This window comes from Micromonospora sp. Mcm103 (assembly GCF_024519755.1).
Taxonomy (GTDB): domain Bacteria; phylum Actinomycetota; class Actinomycetes; order Mycobacteriales; family Micromonosporaceae; genus Micromonospora; species Micromonospora aurantiaca.
Genome location: NZ_JALJRJ010000031.1, coordinates 40,772 through 59,418, shown reverse-complemented (window position 1 = coordinate 59,418; position 18,647 = coordinate 40,772). Strand labels below are relative to the sequence as shown.

The window sequence follows — 18,647 nt, the reverse complement described above, 5'->3', positions numbered from 1 at the left end:
ACATCCACCTCCGCACCCAACACCGGCGGCACCACCACCACCGCCCGCTCGGCCGACGGCAGGTACGTCGCCCGCGCGTCGCCCTGCTCGCCGTCCGCGGCCATGCTCGTCAGTACCGCTCGGTACATGCCGGCGATCCGGTCGATGTTCTCGCGGGACAGCACGTGGGTGTTGCTGCGCAGGCCGAGGATGCCGCCGATCGCGGTCACCGCGAGGCCGAATTCCATCGCGGTCCGGTTGATGCCGTTGCCCTCGTCGACCACGTCTCCCTCGTCCAACAGGTGAAAGTCGAGGTAGCTGAAGAACGTGTCGATCAGGCGCCGTCCGCCCGACGCGATCGCCGGCATCGGGTACGCGCGGTGCGGCCAGGCCGCCGCCTCGTCCTCGAACACCCGGCGCACCAGGTCTCCCCAGGTGGCGGCGTCGCGGGCGGACGGGTGGGGCAGCGTGGTGATGTACATGCCGATCAGCCGCTCCGAGCCCTGAACCTCGGGTCGCACGTGCCCGACCAGGCCGGTGAAGAACCGCTCCGCACCGGTGAGCTGGCTCATCACCTTCAGGTGCGCGCCGAGCAGCACGGCCTTGAACGGCACGCCGGTCTTGGCGGCCAGCTCGCGCAGGCCGGGTTCGAGCTCCTGGAAGGAGAACCCGGCGTCGATCCGCTCGGCCGGCACGGCCAGGTCGCCGTGCCAGTCTTCGGGCAGGGACAGCGGCTCGTACTCGGCGACCAGGCCGTGCCAGAAGTCGCGGTCGGCATCCGAGGCGAGCGAGGCCAGTTCGGCCGCGACGGTGTCGGCGAACCGGACTGGCGGCACCTCGTAGCGGATCTCGATGCCGTCGCGCAGCGCGCGCAGCACCTCGACGAGTTCCTTGAGCAGCTGGTGGTAACTCCAGCCCTCAAGCAGGGCGTGGCTCTTGGTGAACGACAGTCGCCAGGAGTCGTCGGTCTGCACGTGCACGGTGATCCGCAGCAGCGGCAACGGCGACGACAGGTCGAACGGGGCGGCCCGCTCGGTCGCGGCGAACGCGACCAACCGGTCCGGCAGGTCGGCCGGGTCAAAGTGGCGCAGGTCGTGGCAGGCCACCGGGATCGTGACCTCGTGGTGCACGAGCTGCATCGGCACGGTGTATCCGGTCAGATCGACCGAGGTGCGCAGGATGTCGTGCCGGCGTCCGACCACCGTGACCGCCTCGCGGAACAGCTCGGCGTCGAACGGCGCGTCGTCGCGGACCAGGAACGACGTGAAATCGTGGTAGTTGGCCTGGTCGCCGGAGGCGAGAGTCTCGACCAGCATCCCGGTCTGCGTCCGCAGGAGCGGGTATGCGTCGTCCAGCCCTTCCGGCAGCCGGGCCCGGTCCTCGTCGCTGATCAGCTCGAACGGGCTCACCGCGTGCACCGGCGACGGCGGAATCTCGTTACCGGTCGCCGATGCGCACAGCTGCGCGATCGTGGTGTGCTGGAAGACGTCGAGCGCCCCGACCGCGAAGCCCGCCGCCTGTAGCGCGCCCACCAGGCTGACCGCGCGGATCGAGTCGCCGCCGAGCTCGAAGAAGTCGTCCTCGACGCCGACCCGCTCGACCTTGAGCGCGTGCGCCCAGATCGTCGCCATCCGCTCCTCGTCGGGCGTGCGTGGGGCGACGTAGCGATCGCGGTCGTAGACCTGCTCGCCGTGCGCGGGCAGGGCGCGTTTGTCGAGTTTGCCGTTGTTGGTCAGTGGGATCGCGTCGATCTCGACGTACGCGGCCGGGACCATGTACTCCGGCAGTACCCGGGAGATGGTCTCCCGGATCACCCGCGGATCGAGACGCTGACCCTGCACCGGCACCAGGTAGCCGACCAGACGACCGTCCTCGGCCAACACCGTGACCGCCTCACGCACCCCGGCACAACCGGACAACGCCACGTTGATCTCACCGAGCTCGATCCGGAAACCACGAATCTTCACCTGGTCATCGGCCCGGCCCAGGAACTCCAGCGTCCCGTCAGGACGCCGAAGAGCCAAATCACCACTGCGATACATACGACTACCCGCCGCACCGAACGGATCCGGCACGAACCGCTGCGCCGTCAACCCCGCCCGACCCAGATACCCACGAGCCACACCCGGCCCCGCCACATAGATCTCACCGGTCACCCCGAACGGCACCGCACGCCCACCGGCGTCGAGCAGGTACACCGCCAGATCCGACAACGGCCGACCAATCGCGTTCCCCGCCCCAGGCTCCAGATCCCGCCTGGTCAACCGGTGGTAGGTGGTATGCACCGTCGTCTCGGTGATCCCATACATGTTCACCAACGCGACCCGACCCAACCCGACCCGGTCAACCCACGGCTTGAGCCCGGCCACCTCCAACCGCTCACCCGCGAAGATCACCGCGCGCAGACCCAGCCGCCGCACCCGAGGATCACCCTCAGCCGCCGCGGCCACCACCGAACGAAACGCCGTCGGCGTCTGCGACAACACCGTCACCTGCTGATCAACCAACAAGTCCAGGAAATCCCCCGGCGAACGCGCCACATCCCGCGGCACCACCACCAGACGACCACCGAACGCCAACGCCCCCCACATCTCGAACACCGACACGTCGAACCCATACGAATGAGCCATCGACCACACATCCGACTCGTCGAACGCATAATGCTCCTGCGCCGCGTCCAACAACCGGGTCACATTCCGATGCGTCAACACCACACCCTTGGGCCGACCCGTCGAACCAGACGTGTAAATCGTGTAAACCACATTCTCCGGCGTCGACACCCGCGGCGGATCATCCACCCGACCCTCAACACCCAACTCGTCCAACACAATCAACCGACCATCGAACACCTCCGCCAAACCCGCAGCCAACCCCGCCGACGTCACCACCACCCGAACACCCGCATCACCCACCACAAAACCCAGACGCCCCAACGGCTGCGCCGGATCCAACGGCAAATAACCCGCCCCCGACTTCAACACACCCAACAACGCCGGAACCAAATCAACACCACGCTCCAAATGCACCCCCACCAAATCCTCCGAACCCACCCCCACACCACGCAACAACCACGCCAAACGATTCGCCCGCGCATTCACCTCCCCATACGAAAGCTCCACCCCACCCGCCACCACCGCAACCACATCAGGACTCTCCACCACCCGCGCCTCAAACAACTCGTGCACCAGCACGTCGGTACCGGCCCGCACGACCGGAGGCGCCACCAGCGCGGCCCGATCGGCCGCCGACAGGTACACCGCGCGCGCGTCGCCCTGCTCACCCTCGGCGGCCATGCTCTGCAGCACCGCGCGGTACATCGCGGCGAGGCTGTCCGCGGCCGCGGTCGTCAGGTAGCGCCGGTTGGCAGTCAGAATCAGATAGCCGGCACGGGAGGCGACGGTCAGCGGAAACTCGGTCGGGCTGTCATCCATGCCCGAGCTGGCGTCGACCACCTCGGTGTCAAGCTGCCGGAAGTCCTGGTAGTTGAAGTACACGTCCATGAGCCGGCCGCTGCCCGACCACTCGCGCAGCACGGCCGGCAACGGGAAGCGGCGGTGTCCCCAGAGGTCCACCTCCGCCGCGAACACGTCCCGGACCAGCCGGCCCCAGGTGTCGGCACCCCGGGTGTACGGAAACGGCAGCGTGTTGAGGAACATGCCGTACACCCGGTCGGCGCCGGTCACCTCGGGCCGGACGTCGCAGACCAGGCCGGTATGGAAGACGTCCTCGTCGGTGAGCTGGCTCATCACCTTGAGGTGGGCGGACAGCATGATCGCCTTCATCGAGGTGTCGGTCGCCGCGGCCAGCGCCCGCAGCCCGGACTCCAGGTCGCGCCAGGAGAAGCCGGTCTTGTACGGAGCGGTGACACCCGCCTCCGGGTCGCCCCAGCTCGCCGGCAGCACCAGCGGCGCGTGCGAGTTAACCAGATCGCGCCAGTACTCCCGGTCGCTCTCCGACTCTAGCGCGGCCAGCTCGCCCGCGATCGCGTCGGCGAACCGGACGGGCGGCGGCTCGACGGCGTCCGGCGTCTGCCCGGCGCGCAGCGTCAGGTACGTGGTGACGAACTCCATCAGCAACGAGTGGTAGCTCCACCCCTCGAGGATCGGGTGGCACTCGACGAGGGAGATCCACCAACCGCCGAGGTCGGTGGTGTGCGCATGGAAGCGCATCAGCGCGGGCACGGCGAGGTCGAACGGGTGCGCGCGCTCCCGTACGCCGAACGCCTCCACCTCGGCGCGTACCTCGTCGGCGGCCAGCCCGGTGCAGTCCCAGACGTCGGTGGTCATCTCGGCGCGGGCGTGCACGATCTGCATGGGACGCGAGTACGCGGTCAGTTCGATCGACGTCCGCAGCGCCTCGTGCCGGGCCACGACGAGCCGCCCGGCCTCGGCGAAACTGCCGGGCGAGAACGGCTGGTCGTCGTGGATCCAGTACGCCGACACGTTGTGGTAGTTGTTCTGCTCGTTGTCGGCCAACATCTCGATGGCCATGCCGAGCTGGTTCTGGCCGAGCGGGTAGGCGTCGACGACGCCGTCCGGCAGCAGGGCCCGGTCGGCCTCGTCGATCAGCTCGAACGGCTGGACGGGACGGTCGACCGCGTCCCCGCCCGCCTCGCCGGCGAACTCGACCAGCCGGGCCACCGTCCGGTGCTCGAACACGTCGCGGACGCTGACCTGGTAGCCCGCCTCGCGCAGGGCGCCGACCAGCGCGACCGCGCGCATCGAGTCGCCGCCCAGGTCGAAGAAGCTGTCGGTGATGCCGACCCGCTCGACGCCGAGCACGCTGCGCCACACCGCGGCGACGGCGTCCTCGGTGGCGTCGCGCGGCGCGACGTACTCGCCGGCGGTGCGTAGGTGGGTGCCGTCGGGGGCGGGTAGGGCGCGCTTGTCGAGTTTGCCGTTGGCGGTGACCGGGATCGCGTCGATCTCGACCAGCGCCGCGGGGACCATGTAGTCGGGCAGCGTGCGGGCCAACTGGTCACGGACCACCCGCGAGTCGGGACGGTGACCGGCCATCGGCACGAGGTAACCGACGATGCGTTTGTCGCCAGGGGTGTCCTCGCGGAGCACGGCGACCGCGTCGCGGACCCCCGCGCAGGCGGACAGGGCCGCGCTGATCTCACCGAGCTCGATCCGGAAACCACGGACCTTGACCTGATCATCGGCACGGCCGAGGAATTCCAGCGTGCCGTGCACGGTCCACCGGGCCAGATCACCGCTGCGATACATACGGGTACCGGCCGCACCGAACGGATCCGGCACGAACCGCTGCGCGGTCAACGCCGCCCGACCCAGATACCCACGAGCCACACCCGGACCCGCCACATAGATCTCCCCCGGCACACCCACCGGAACCGGCTCACCACACGGATCGAGCAGATAGACGGCAAGATCCGGCAAAGCCACCCCGGCCGGACTCACCCCCGGCGCCGCCAGATCACCCATCGTCAACCCACGGACCGTCACATGAACCGTGGTCTCGGTGATCCCGTACATGTTCACCAGAGCAACCCGATCCAGAGCCACCCGATCAACCCACGGCCTCAACTCGGCGATCTCCAACTTCTCACCACCGAAGACCACCGAACGCAACGCCAACCGATCGACCCGCTCATCCCCGCCCGCCGCCGCCGAAACCAACGCGCGAAACGCCGTCGGCGTCTGCGACAGGAACGTGACCCGCTCATCAACCAACAACTGCAGGAAATCCTCCGGCGAACGAGCAACCGACCGCGGAACCACCACCACCCGGCCACCGAACGCCAACGCACCCCACATCTCGAAGACCGAGAAATCGAACGCGAACGAATGAGCCATCGACCAGACACCCGACGCGTCGATCCCCAACTCGCCAGCACAGACCCGCATCAAACGCACCACATTCGCATGCGTCACGACACAACCCTTGGGACGACCGGTCGACCCCGACGTGTAAATCGTGTAGAGAACACTATCCGGCGTCGCCACCCGCGGCGGATCATCCACCCGACCCTCAACACCCAACTCGTCCAACACAATCAACCGACCATCGAACACACCCGCCAAACCCGCAGCCAACCCCGCCGACGTCACCACCACCCGAACACCCGCATCACCCACCACAAAACCCAACCGCTCCACCGGATTCGCCGGATCCAACGGCAGATAACCAGCCCCCGACTTCACCACACCCAACAACGCCGGAACCAACTCCGGACCACGCTCCAAATACACACCAACCAAATCCTCAGGACCCACACCAACATCCCGCAACAACCACGCCAAACGATTCGCCCGCGCATTCACCTCCCCATACGACAACCGACTCTCCCCCGCCACCACCGCAACCACATCAGGACTCTCCACCACCCGCGCCTCAAACAACTCATGCGCAAGAACATCCACCTCCGCACCCAACACCGGCGGCACCACCACCACCGCCCGCTCGGCCGCGCTGAGGATCTCGATGCGCGACAGCCGAACCTCCGGGTCGGTCACCGCGGCGGCGAGGACCCGCTGGAACGCCGTGGCGAGCCGCTCCGCGGTCGACCGCTCGAACAGCGCGGTCGCGTACTGCAGGCGGCCGTGGATCGTGCCGTCCGGGCGCTCCTGCATCTGCAGGGTGAGGTCGTACTTCGCGATGCCCTCGTCGTCACCGAACGGCTCGACGGTCAGCTCGGAGAACTGCAGCGTGTCGAGGCGGTACTCGTGCAGGGTGAAGGCGGTCTGGAAGATCGGCGTGCGGGACTGGTCGCGGTCCGGCTGGAGTTCGTCGACCAGCTGGGCGAATGGCACCGCGTGGTGGTCGAACGCGTCCAGTACGGTGGCGCGCCCGCGGCGCAGCAGTTCGGCGAACGTGCTGTCACCCTCGCACCGGGCCCGGATCACCAACGTGTTGATGCAGTAGCCGAACACGCGCTGCAGGTCCGCGTGGGTACGGCCGGAAACCACCGTGCCGACCGCGACGTCGGCGGTGCCGCTGAACCGGGACAGCATCGCCTGGTAGGCGCTGAGCAGCACGGTGAAGGGGGTGGTATCGAACTCGCGGGCCCGCTCGCGAACCCGCTCGGCTAGCTCAGCCGGCACGTCGAACACCACGTCGGCGCCGTCGTGGCCGCGCACCGGCGGACGCGGTCGGTCGATCGGCAGTGCGATCGGCTCCAGGCCGGCGAGCCGGTCCCGCCAGTAGGTGAGCTCCTTCTCGCCGCGCTCGCCGGCCAGCTCACGTCGCTGCCACTGGGCGAAGTCGGCGTACTGCACCGACACCTCGGGCAGGAACGGCGCGGCGCCGCGCAGCAGGGCGTTGTAGGCGGCGCCCAACTCGGCGCCGAACATCCGGGTGGACCACGCGTCGCAGGCGACGTGGTGGAAGACGACCGCGAGCACGTGGTCGTCGTCGCCGAGCCGCAGCAGCGCGCCACGCACCGGCCACTCGGCGGCCAGATCGAACGGCGCCTGCAGCTCGCGGCGGATCAGTGCGAGCGCCTCGTCGTCGCGCAGCTCGGCGGGAACGGCGCGCAGGTCGGTGTCGGGCAGGCCGACCGGCCGCGGCGCGTCGATGACCTGGACCGGCTCGACCCCGCGCAGTTCGATCCGGGTACGCAGCACCTCGTGCCGGGCGCACACGTGCTCCCAGGCGCGGCGCAGCACGTCGGTGTCGAGCGGCCCGCGCAGCCGCATCACCAGCGGCACGAGGTACTCGATGCTGTCCGGCTCCAGCCGGCTGAGGAACCACATCTGCTGCTGACCGTGGCTCAGCGGCAGGGCGGCTTTCCGGTCCGCCCGGGGAATCGCGTTCCGTGGGGCCGTTCCGGGCTGCCCGGCGAGCCGCTTGCGCAGCAGCGCCGCGCGGAGGTCGGCGACATTCGTGGCGGACTGCTCGGTCATGCCTGCGGCTCCTCGGTCATGGTAAGTTCCGCGACGACCTCCGAGTCGGACATCTGGTCGATCTCGTCACGGATCAGGTTTTCGATCAACTGGGCCATCTCGACGACGGTCGGCCCCTCGAACACGGCGCGGACGGGCAGCGTGACGCCGAACTCATCCTGGATGGCGGCGATCAGGCGGATCGCGGTGATCGAGTTGCCGCCGGCGTGGAAGAAGTTCTCCCCGGGGCGGGCCACGATCCCGCACTTCTCCCGCCAGAGCTGCTGGACGAACTCGGCGACCGGCGACAGCGGCTCCTCGTCCGTGCCCGGGGCCGGTGGGGTGGGATCGGGCAGCGCGGTCCGGTCGACCTTGCCGTTGGCGTTGAGCGGGATCGCCGGAATCGCGATGAACGACGCGGGGACCATGAAGTCCGGCAGCAGGCCGGCGCAGTGCTCGCGCAGAACCTCGTCGGCGACCGGGTCCGAGCCGACCGGCACCCAGTACGCGATCAGCCGCTTCGCGCCGCTTCGCTCGTCGACCACGACTCGCGCGTCGGTGATGCCGTCGTGCTCGCGCAGGACCGTCTCGATCTCGCCTGTCTCGACCCGGTAGCCGCGGATCTTGACTTGGTCGTCGACCCGGCCGAGGAATTCGACCACGCCGTCGCCCCGCCAGCGAACGACGTCACCCGAGCGGTACAGGCGGGAACCCCCCGGGCCGCAGGGGTCGGGGACGAACCGGGACGCGGTCAGCGCCGGCCGGTCCACATAGCCGCGGGCGACGCCGACGCCGCCGACGCAGAGTTCACCGAGCGCGCCGACCGGCACCTGGTCCAACCGCTCATCGAGGACCCGCATCACCATGCCCGGCAGCGGGGAGCCGATCGGCACCACGCCCGGGCCCGGGTCGGCCGGGACCTGGTAGGTACTGGTACCCACGCTTGCCTCGGTCGGGCCGTACTCGTTGACCAGACGGCCCGAATCCGAGTAGCGGCCCGCCAGTGCGCCCGGCAGCGCCTCGCCCGCGACGACCGTCACGCCGGCCAGATCCCGTACCTCGTCGACGGAGAGCTGATGGGACAGCACCTCCAGGTGGCCCGGCGTCAGCTTCAGGAACGCGAACGGTCCGGCGGCGGCCAGCCGCGAGCCCAGCTCGGCCAGGTCCAGATCCTGCGGGAGCAGGTGCACCGGCTGCCCGGCCAGCAGTGGCGCCCACACGTTTGGCAGCACCAGGTCGAAGGCGACCGACGAGAACACCGCCCCGCCCGTACCGCCGGCCGTTGTGAGTTCCCGGACCGCCCAGCTCAGATGGTTCGCCAGCCCTCGATGGGTCACCCCGACGCCCTTGGGCCGGCCGGTCGAGCCGGAGGTGTAGATGACGCACGCGAGTTCGTCTGGGTCCAGCTCGACCGGCGCGGCAACCGCCGGCTTCAAGTCGTCGACCACCGTCACCGGGCCGTCGAAGACACCGGCCTGCGACGCGTTGGTCACCAGCGCGGCGGCACCGACCAGCATCGACTGCACGCGTCCCACCGGGAAGCCCGGGTCCACCGGCACGAACGCCGCCCCGGACAGCCACACGCCCAGGAACGCGGCGTGCAGCCACGGGCCGCGCTCGATCAGCACGCCGACCCGGTCACCGCGAGCCACGCCTGCGGCGCGCAGCGACTGGGCCACCGCACCGGCCCGGCTCAGCAGCTCGCCAAAGGTCAGCGCGAAGCCGTCGCCGCGCACGGCGACCGCGTCCGGTGTCCGGGCGCCCTGCTCGACCAGCCGGACGGGCACGATCGCGCCCTCGACCGGCGGCCCGCCGTGGCTCCACCACTCGAGGTCGGCGGCGTCCTTCCCGGTCAACGCCCGCAACGACGCCAGCGGGGTGTCCGGCGCCGCGGCGGCCGCTGCCAGCGCGTGCTCGAAGGTCCTGGCCATCCGCTCGGCGGTGTCCTCGTCGAACAGGCTGCTGGCGTACTCCAGGCCGCCGACCAGCCCGCCGTCGCCGGTCGGGCGCAGCAGCAGGGTCAGGTCGGTGTGGGTGACCCGCCACATCCGTCGGACCGTGTCCAGGTCGTCGTCGACGGTCTCGTTGAAATCCTCGCCATGCAGGTCGAAGGCGGCCTGGTAGAGCGGGGTACGGGACAGGTCGCGGTCCGGGACCAGATGGTCCACCAGCAGATCGAACGGCAGCTCCTGGTGGGCGAAGGCGTCCCGGGTGACGGTCGCGAGCCGGGCCACCGTCTCGGTCACGGTCGACGCGGGGTCGAGCTTGCAGCGCAGCACGAGGTTGTTGAGGAAGAACCCGACCACGCCGTCCAGTTCGGCGCGACCGCGGCCGGCGACCACCGTACCGATCGGGATGTCCCACTGGCCGCTGTAGCGGGCGAGCACCATCGCGTAGACGCCGAGGATCGCGGTGAACCGGGTCGCGCCGATGCCGGCGGCGAGTTCGTCCAGCTTGTGTAGCAGCGCGGCGGGCACGGTGACCCGGACGATTGAGCCCTTGCCGTCTCGAACCGGCGGGCGGGGGTGGTCGGTGGCCAGCGTGAGCGGCTGGTGTCCGTCGAGTACACCCGCCCAGTGGCCCAACTCCGCCTCGACGACCTCGTCGGTGAGCCGGCCGCGCTGCCAGGCGGCGAAGTCGGCGTACTGGACCGGAAGCGCCGGCAGGTCCGGCGCACGACCGGCCATCAGCGCGTCGGCAACCTGCGCGAACTCGCGCTCCAGCACGGCCGCCGACCAGCCGTCGGTGGTGATGTGGTGCATGGCGACCGCCAGCAGCCGCCGTCCGTCGGAGACGTGGAGCACGACCGCGCGCAGCAGCGGCTCGTCTCCGCTCAACGCGATCCCGTGGCCCAGCAGCCCGGCCAGCCGGTCGGGCAGGTCGACCGGCGTGGTGTGCTGCTCGCCGACTTCGATCGTGAGCGCGGGCCGGACGAACTGGCGCGGCTCACCGTCCACCTCACGGTATCGGGTGCGCAGCGCCTCGTGCCGCGCCACCAGGATGTTCAGGGCCTGCTCGGCGAGCGTGCGGCCGGCCCCGGCGGGCAGCCGGAACAGCAGCCCGGCCATCCACTCGGGGCTGGCCGGGTTGAGCCGGTCCATGAACCACAGACGCCGCTGGCCACTGGACAGCGGCACCCCGCCCTCGCGCGCGGCGCGGGGCAACCCGTGGTCGGCCTGCGCGGCGTCGAGCAGCCGGGCCTGGGCGCGCAGGGTCGGGGCGTACAGCAGGGAGCGCAGGTTGAGGTCGGCCCCGGTCCGCGCGCGAAGCTCGGACAGCAGCTTCGTCAGCTGCAGCGAGGTGCCGCCGAGTCGGAAGAAGTCGTCCTCGAGAGTCAGCTCGTGACCGTCCCCGGCGGAGCCGAGCAGGCCCTGCCAGGCGCGCTGGACGAGCCGTTCGGACGGGGTCGTGGGGGCGGTGGCGGTGCGCGACTCGTCCGACCCGATCTCGTCGGGATGCGGCAGCGCACGGCGGTCGACCTTGCCGCTGGCGACCTGCGGGAGCGCGTCGAGGTAAACGAACCGGCCGGGTACGTGCGACTGCGGCAGCCTGTCGAGCAGGTGCGTCCGCAGCGAGGCGTCGAGGTCCTGGTCGGCACCGGTGCGGGGAACGACGTAAGCGACCAGCCGGGCCGCGCCGTCCGCCAGCCGGTACGAGGTGACCGCTGCGGCCACGACGTCCGGGTTGGCGGCGATCGCCGCCTCGATCTCGGCGGGCTCGAGCCGGACCCCGTTGACCTTCACCTGGTCATCGAGCCGGCCCAGGTACTCCAGCATTCCGTCGGGGCGCCACCGTACGCAGTCGCCGGTGCGGTAGACGCGGCCGCCGTCGCCGGCCAGCGCGTCCGGAACGAACTTTTCAGCGGTCAGTGCCGGCTGGCCGAGGTAGCCGCGGGCCAGGCCGACGCCGCCGATCAGCAGCTCGCCCGCGACGCCGACCCCGACGACCCGGCCGCGCTCGTCGACGACCTGGACCCGGGTGCGCGGCAGCGGTCGCCCGATCGGGATCGGCCCGGTCCGCTGCGCCGGGTCGACCCGGGTGGCGAGCGAGTTGATGGTGGTCTCGGTGGGGCCGTAGACGTTCCACACCGCGACGTCGGCGAGCGCGCGCAGTCGCTCGACCGGCTCGGCGTGCAGCTGTTCACCGCCGGAGACGACGAGGCGCAGCGCCGAGCAGTGCTGCCAGCCGTCCTCCTCGACCAGCGTGTGCAGGATCGACGGGACGACCTGCATGACGGTGACCGCGTGCGCGGCGATGACCGTCAGCAGCGTGGCCGGGGCGGTGTCGTTCGCCGGGGCGAGCACGAGCGTGCCACCGCACACCAGCGGGGAGAATGCCTCGAAGGCGTGCGCGTCGTAGACCAGCGAGGTGCGCTGCAGCACCCGGTCGGTCCCGGTGATCCCGACGTCGCGCACCGCCCAGTCGATGAGGTTGGCCAGGCCGCCGTGGGTCACCACCACGCCCTTGGGCATGCCGGTGGAGCCGGAGGTGTGCTCGACGTACGCGGCGTGGTCCGCGCTCAGGTCGACCACCGGCGGCGTGGCCGGGCGCGCCGCCAGCTCGGCGGCGAGTTCCGCCTGGTGGATCGGCTCGGCACCGGCCGTGGTCACCCTGTCCGCGTCGGCGACGTCGCAGAGCACGAGCCGGCAGCCCGACGCGGCGATGATCCCGTCCACCCGGCCCTGCGGGTGGGCCGGGTCGAGCGGCAGGTACGCGGCGCCGGCGCGCCAGATCCCGAGCAGCCCCGAAATCAGGTCGAGGCCCCGGCCGAGCAGCACACCGACGTAGGTGCCGGGCCCGGCGCCCCGCTCCCGCAGGTAGTGGGCGAGCTGGGCGGAGCGGACATCCAGTTCCCGGTAGGTCAGCCGCCGGACGCCGTCGATGACGGCTACGGCGTCCGGCGTGCGCACTGCCTGGGAGCCGATGAGGTCAGGCGTGAGTGCCGTGACGGCCTGGATGCTGTTCGGCGGGATCGCGGGCATGGCAGTGCTGTCTCCTCGGCGGCTGGCTCGGATGTCAGGCGGCGTTGGCCTGCTCGGCCATGCGGCGGCGCAGGCTGGCCGGGCGCATGTCGGTCCACACCGTGTCGATGTGCGCCAGGCATTCCTCCTCGCTGCCGGTGAAGCCCTCGGCGTGCCAGCCCGCGGGTAGGGGACGATCGACCCACCAGATCGAGTACTGCTCCTCGTCGTTGAGCACGACGCGGTGGGTGGCGGGGGTCTGCTCGGACATGTGCAACTCCTTGTTCGACGGATCGCGGAACAGCGGGAAAGTAGGTCGGGTCAGCCCGTCATCGCGACGAGGATGCGGCGGGCGCCGGTGAACGGCCGGCGGCCGTGCGCGACCAGCAGGTTGTCGAAGACCATGACGTCGCCGACCCGCCAGTCGACGTCGATCGCGTTCTCCAGGCCACGGTCGCGCACCTGGATGACGTACTCGTCGGGGATCGTGCTGCCGTCGCCGAACGTGACGTACTGCGGCAGCTCCTCGGGCGGCAGGATCTGGGCCAGCGCCTTGGCGGTCTCGTCGCCCAGCGCCGCCGGGTGCCACTGGTCGGACTGGTTGAACCAGACCTCGGTGCCGGTCGCCGGGTGCCGGGTGGTGGACGGCCGCGGCTGCTCGACGTGCAGGCTGTTGTCCGCCCGCCAGGTCCACTCCGCGCCGGCCGCCTCGAGGTAGTCGTCGACCACCGCCCGGTCGTCGGTCTCGAACGTCTGCTGCCAGCTCTTGCCGAGGCCCTGGCCGCCGTGCAGATTCTGGGTGTAGCGCACCCCGCCGGCGAACGCCTCGCGCACCTCGGGGTCGAGCGATTCGAGCCAGAGCGCGGCGTCCACCAGCGGGGTCGCGCCGCCGGTCGCCGCGGCGATCTGGCAGAAGAACGCGAGCCTGCTGGGCCAGCGGGATGCGTACGACATCTCGTTGTGCATCGAGATCGTGAACTCGGGTGGGTACTCGGTCGAGGTGTAGACGTTCGAGCCCACCTTGGTACGCGGCGAGTTGCCGTTGACGTACGCGAGCCGGTGCGGCAGCAGCCGGTCGAGGACGGCGTCGAATTTCTCGGGCGTCACGCCGAAGCCCCGGAACACCAGGGCCTTCTCTCGGACGAGGAGATCGTCGAGTTCGCCGCCGAGGTCGTCGAGATGGCCGATGAGCGCCTCGGGTGTGGCCGCGACACCGATGTCTTGCGCCGTGATGTCCAGCGGCTTCCAGCTCTGCCCGGCCATCGGAACGGTCCTTCCCCTGTGGTTACTGAGGTCTGGCGCAGCATGCCGACGGCAGCCATACCCGCCCTATACGCGTGACGGGACCCGCCCGGCGGGTCCCGTCACGTGCCTCGGCCGTGCCGATGCGCGAGCGGTTCAGCTCGGGGCGCGGGCCAGGTCGATGGCGAGCAACCGCATCAGCCCGGTCATCCGGAACTGGCTGCCGCCGAGGTCGTCAACGGCGACCTCCTCCACCAACCGGGCCTCGACGAGCATGTCGAGGACCTGCTCGGCTTCCGCCTCGGGGATGCTGCCGGGCAGCCGCAACGAGGTCGCGGTGAAGGCGTCCGGGCCGACGTCCTCGAACATCGACAGGCTGCGCCGGGCGGTGTCCGGCAGCGATCGAAAAGCCGACAGCAGGCGCCCGCGCAGCAGCTCGTCGCCGAGCGACAGTTCGTCGAGACGGCGAGCCGGGTCGGCGAGGCGATGCGCGAGCCGGCGGACCGGCCACAGCGGATGGGCGGCGAGCCGGGTACCGCACACCCGCAGCGCGGCCGGCAGCCCGTCGCAGAACTCGACGACGGCCCGGGCCGCGACCAGGTCGGCGAGGATGCGCTCCTCCCCGCCGATCGCGGCGAGCAGCACGATGCCCTCAGCCAACCCCATCGGCTTGAGGAAGATCGTGTCCCGCCAGCCGGTGACCACCAGATGCGAGCGGCTGATCAGCAACACCGTCGCGGACGCATGGTTGGGCGTGACCGCCGTGAGGTCGGAGTCCGCCCGGACGTCGTCGAGGATTATCAGCACTGGCCGGCGCGCGCTGGCGGCGCGGAACCGCAGGGCCAGTTCCTCGTCGCTCCACGCCGGATCGACCCTCTCCCTCAGCCCGTACAGTAGGCGCTTCAGCACCGCGGAGGCGGGCAGCGAGGCGCCGTTCGCGTCGGTGAGCGAGGCGTAGGCGGTGCCACCGGCGAAGGCGTGGGCGCATCGGTGGGCGGCCCGCACTGCGAGCGCCGTCTTGCCGGTGCCGACCGCACCGGTGAGCACGATCTGCCGGGGTCCGTTGGTCGCGGTCCGGTCGCCGGTAAGCATCTTCTCCAGCGCGGCGAGTTCGTTCGCCCGGCCCACGAAGTAGGCCTCGTCCGGCGGCAGCGTCACCTGGGCGGCCTCGGCGACGACAGCCGACGGCTCCGGCCGCGCCGGGGCCGGGGCCTCTGGCGTGTCGCTGACCAGGACCTCGTCGTAGGCCTGGGCGAGCGCCTCGCCCGGGCTCACTCCGAGCTGGTCTGCGAGCGCGCGTCGTGCCTGGTCGTAGGCCACCAGGGCCTCGGAGCGGCGGCCGGCGCGGTGCAGTGCGAGAACCAGTTGGGCCCGGAACTGCTCGCGCAGCGGGTAACGCGCCACCAGCTCGGTGAGCTCCGGGATGAGCTCGAGGTTGATCCCCAGGCCCAACTCGGCCTCGAACTTGCGCTCGCAAGCCAGCGCGTACGCCTCATCCAGCCAGGGCAGATGCCGCCTGGCCAGCGGCTCGGTCACATTCGCCAGCGCCGGCCCGCGCCAGAGCGACAAGGCACTCTCGAGGTCGTTCGCCGCAGCCGCCCGATGCCCCTCGGCCAGTCTCTCGGCACCCTGTGCGGCCAGGTCCTCGAACGCGAAGAGGTCAACGAACGAGTTGCCGATGTGGAGCGTGTAGCCTGCGTGCTCACGCACGATCTTGACTTCGAAGTCAAGTCTCTTGCGCAACCGCGACACGTAGGTGTAGATCTGCGCGTCGACGGTCGCGGGAGGGTCCCATCCCCACAGCAGAGAACTCAGCTCCACATGTGGGACGACCTTACCCCGCGCCAGCAGAAGCGCGGCGAGGACAGTCGTGATCTTGGAGCCGGGCAACATGACGCGACGTCCGTCACGCCACACCTCCACCGGCCCTAGGACACGAAACTCCAGTTCACTCAAGGTTCCACCTCCGCACTCGGCGTAACGCCGAGGCATAGCCCCCGTATGGCTTTGAGTAGATCCATCCCGACTGCAGGGTCGAGCTCCGACAGATTCGATTCAAACAGCTTCAGAATTACGGATCCGCGTCAAATCACCGACGCATTTCTCGCGCACTCACCCCCGTCTATAACCGCCGGCCAGTAGCGGCGGTCAGCGTCGCCCGTCGATCGATTCGCGTCGCCGAAGAGGCGTTATTCAGCCGGCCTGAGCTGGCCCTTCGACACCTCGCCCGTTCAGCGCCCACACCACCGGTGAAGCCGCATGGTAACTCCTTGTAACCGAACGCCACCATACACCGAGCCGATGTGGTGTAACAGTCCGGAAGGCGATTACCCGAACCGCAGGTCTACAGTGGATGGAACAATCCGGACAGGTCGGGCTGGGCTATCACGGTCACCGGCGGACTGCTTCCCGCTCCTACCTGGGCAGCATGCGCCGGGCAGCGAAGCGACATAGAAAAAATATCGCTACCTGCCACACGATTCCGTCGGTCTGGCCGACCGGCGCCCGCGCGCCCCGAGGACACTTCGGTAGGACCCTATGACCAGCCCTGCCCGCGCTCCGATACGGCTGCTCATGCGCTACATGCGGCCGCACACCGGCGGTCTTCTGGTCGGTGCCGGCCTGATGTTTCTCGGCGGCCTGGTCAACCTTGCCCAGCCGCTCGCGGTCAAGCATCTGCTGGACGGGCTGACCGGCGACGCGTCGTTCGCCGGCCCGGTGATCCTGCTGACCACGCTCCTGGTGGCCGGCGCACTGGTCGGTGCCGGCGGCATGTACCTGCTGGAGGCCACCGCCGAGAGCGTGGTGCTCGACGCCCGCCGCCGCCTGATCGACCGGCTGCTCCACCTCCGCGTCGGCGTGATGGATCGGGCCGAGTCCGGTGACCTGCTGTCCCGGGTCACCGGCGACACCACCCAGCTACGCTCCGCCGCCACCACGAACGTCGTCGATCTCGTCACCGGCGTGTTCCAGATCGGCGGCGCGGTCGTGCTGATGGCCCGCCTCGACCTGGTGCTGCTCGGCGTGGTGACCCTGGTCCTGGTGCTGCTGCTCGGCGTCACCGCGCTGCTCGCCGCGCGGATCCGCGACGTCAGCGAGCGGACCCAGGCGGCGGTGGGTGGGCTCGGCGCGGTGCTGGCCCGCGCGCTCGGCGCGTTTCGGACGGTCAAGGCCAACGGCGCCGAACGGCAGCAGACCGCGGCGGCGCACAGCGCGGCGGTCCAGGCGTGGCGACGCGGTCGGCAGGCGGCGCGCTGGGTCTCCGCGGCAGGGGTCACCACCGGCCTCGCCGTGCAACTGGCGTTCGTCGTCGTGCTCGGCGTCGGCGGGGCCCGAGTCGCCGCCGAGGACCTGACCGTGTCGTCGCTGGTCGCCTTCCTGCTGTACCTGTTCTACCTGGCCGGGCCGGTGTCCCAACTGGCCGGTGGGGTGACCGGACTACAGGCCGGGCTGGCCGCGGTGGCCCGGATCGACGCGGTCGTGCGGATGCCCGCCGAGGACCCGGGCGGGCGCGCCGCGCCGAGCACCGAGGCGATCGGGCCGATGTCGGTGGCGTTCCACGGTGTCTCGTTGCGCCACCGCCCGCAGGACCCGGAGGTGCTGACCGACGTGACCCTGCGGATCCCGGCCACCGGCCTGACCGCCCTGGTCGGCCCGTCCGGGGCCGGCAAGAGCACCCTGCTCTCGCTCGTCGAGCGGTTCCAGGACCCGACTTCCGGTCACCTCGAGGTCGGCGACCGGGACGTACGGCAGTGGCCGCTGCGTGAGCTGCGGGCCCGGATCGGATACGTCGAGCAGGAGGCGCCGGTGCTCTCCGGAACCCTGCGCGACAACCTGCTGCTCGGTGCCGCGGACGCCCCGGACGGCCGGATCGACGAGGTCCTCGAGCAAGCCATGCTGGTTTCCCTCGTCCGCCGGCTGCCCCAGGGCCTCGACACGCGGATCGGCCAGCGCGGGGCGACGCTGTCCGGCGGCGAACGCCAACGCATCGCGATCGCCCGGGCGCTGCTGCGCCGGCCGGGCCTGCTGCTGCTCGACGAGCCGACCGCACACCTGGACGCGGTGAACGAGCAGGCACTGCGCGACCTGGTCGCCGGGGTGGCCCGGACCACGACCGTGCTGATGGCCGCCCACCGGTTGTCCACCGTCCTCGGTGCCGACCGCGTCGTGGTGCTGGAAGCCGGGCGGGTACGCGCGGTCGGCACGCACGAGAGCCTGATCGACCGTGACGACCTGTACCGGCGCCTGGCCGAGACCCAGTTGCTCGTCGGACCTGACGTCCCGCCTGTCGCGGTATCGAGTGGATATAGAGAGCGCCCCGAGACTTGAGCCTCAGGCCCAGGCTCGCCCGATGACCCGCGGTAGGAGCGGCCTGGACCGGTCCGAGTTACCCACCGGGAAGGAGTGCATCGAGATGGCCAAGAAGTCGTACCAGCGCCCGACGCTGACCAGGGGTGGCGCGTTCGCCCAGAAGACCGCCGGCAGCCTCTTCACCAACTGCCGCGAGTCGTACGTCACCCAGAAGCCGAGGGCCATCTGCAGCTGACCCTGCGGACCCGCTGAGCCGAAGGGACGATCATGACGCAGTTGCCAGACCCGGCGTCACAAGTGTCGTGGTTCG

General features: G+C 70.4%; 7 protein-coding genes. 2 read left to right on the top strand and 5 right to left on the bottom strand.

Annotated features, from left to right (window positions below; translation table 11 throughout):
• The 5 genes from OC439_RS28250 to OC439_RS28230 form a co-directional block, all read right to left on the bottom strand.
• Positions 1 to 7,844 (bottom strand): non-ribosomal peptide synthetase (locus OC439_RS28250; RefSeq protein WP_262016084.1); only part of this gene is annotated, 7,844 nt, incomplete at its 3' end.
• A complete protein-coding gene (locus OC439_RS28245; protein WP_262016083.1) occupies positions 7,841 to 12,805 on the bottom strand; it encodes a non-ribosomal peptide synthetase in 4,965 nt (1,654 codons plus the stop codon). The genes OC439_RS28250 and OC439_RS28245, both read right to left, overlap by 4 nt.
• 34 nt (positions 12,806 to 12,839) lie before the next feature.
• Entirely contained in the window at positions 12,840 to 13,055 is a 216-nt protein-coding gene (locus tag OC439_RS28240) for an MbtH family protein (protein WP_262016082.1), read from the bottom strand.
• Between the two features lie 50 nt (positions 13,056 to 13,105).
• Positions 13,106 to 14,047, bottom strand: a complete 942-nt coding sequence (locus OC439_RS28235) for a TauD/TfdA family dioxygenase (RefSeq protein ID WP_262016081.1) — start codon at positions 14,045 to 14,047, stop codon at positions 13,106 to 13,108.
• Between the two features lie 135 nt (positions 14,048 to 14,182).
• On the bottom strand, positions 14,183 to 15,982 hold the full coding sequence (locus tag OC439_RS28230; protein WP_262016080.1) for a BTAD domain-containing putative transcriptional regulator: 1,800 nt from the start codon (positions 15,980 to 15,982) through the stop codon (positions 14,183 to 14,185).
• Positions 15,983 to 16,564: 582 nt separating this feature from the next.
• On the opposite strand from OC439_RS28230, the gene OC439_RS28225 reads away from it, so the two are divergent.
• Entirely contained in the window at positions 16,565 to 18,355 is a 1,791-nt protein-coding gene (locus OC439_RS28225; protein WP_262016079.1) for an ABC transporter ATP-binding protein, read from the top strand.
• A 22-nt stretch (positions 18,356 to 18,377) separates the two neighbouring features.
• Complete coding sequence (locus OC439_RS28220) at positions 18,378 to 18,572, top strand: keywimysin-related RiPP (RefSeq protein WP_262016078.1); 195 nt, start codon at positions 18,378 to 18,380, stop codon at positions 18,570 to 18,572.
• Positions 18,573 to 18,647 lie beyond the last annotated feature (75 nt).

Bases quoted from the DNA above. Each gene is read 5' to 3' on its own strand.
- OC439_RS28235 (WP_262016081.1), bottom strand. From the start codon at position 14,047: ATGGCCGGGCAGAGCTGGAAGCCGCTGGACATCACGGCGCAAGACATC.
- OC439_RS28225 (WP_262016079.1), top strand. From the start codon at position 16,565: ATGACCAGCCCTGCCCGCGCTCCGATACGGCTGCTCATGCGCTACATG.
- OC439_RS28240 (WP_262016082.1), bottom strand. From the start codon at position 13,055: ATGTCCGAGCAGACCCCCGCCACCCACCGCGTCGTGCTCAACGACGAG.
- OC439_RS28220 (WP_262016078.1), top strand. From the start codon at position 18,378: ATGACCCGCGGTAGGAGCGGCCTGGACCGGTCCGAGTTACCCACCGGG.
- OC439_RS28245 (WP_262016083.1), bottom strand. From the start codon at position 12,805: ATGCCCGCGATCCCGCCGAACAGCATCCAGGCCGTCACGGCACTCACG.